This is a genomic window from Bradyrhizobium sp. Mp27 (assembly GCF_029953005.1).
GTDB classification, from domain to species: Bacteria; Pseudomonadota; Alphaproteobacteria; order Rhizobiales; family Xanthobacteraceae; genus Bradyrhizobium; species Bradyrhizobium barranii.
Map to the genome: position 1 here is coordinate 1 of NZ_JASAUS010000669.1, position 389 is coordinate 389.

A 389-nucleotide genomic window follows, 5' to 3' on the forward strand; every position below is an offset into this window, starting at 1 on the left:
ACGTCATCGAGCGCACCGAGAGCCTCACCGGCTGCCCGATCGAACGGGCCTATGTCGACAAGGGATATCGCGGCCACGACACACAAAATCCCCGCCGCGTCTTCATCTCGGGCCAGAAGCGCGGCGTCTTCGGCGTCATCAAGCGCGAGCTACGCCGCCGTTCCGCCATCGAGCCCATCATCGGACACATGAAGAACGAAGGTCACCTTGGCCGCTGCTATCTCAAAGGCCGCGCCGGAGATGCCGCTAACGTTCTCCTCTCGGCCGTTGGCCACAACCTCCGCCGTGTCCTGGCTTGGCTCAGAGACCTTTTGTCCCTCTTCCTGCTCTCACTCTGGCCAACGCTCAACTGTCCAGTTCAGCCCAATTCGGCTTATTAACGATCGACT

General features: G+C 60.9%; 1 protein-coding gene. It reads left to right on the forward strand.

Annotation, left to right across the window (positions count from 1 at the left end; translation table 11 throughout):
- Nucleotides 1-380: transposase (locus tag QJT78_RS52245; protein WP_281460960.1), on the forward strand; the 380-nt coding region annotated here is incomplete at its 5' end.
- Between the last annotated feature and the right edge of the window lie 9 nt (nucleotides 381-389).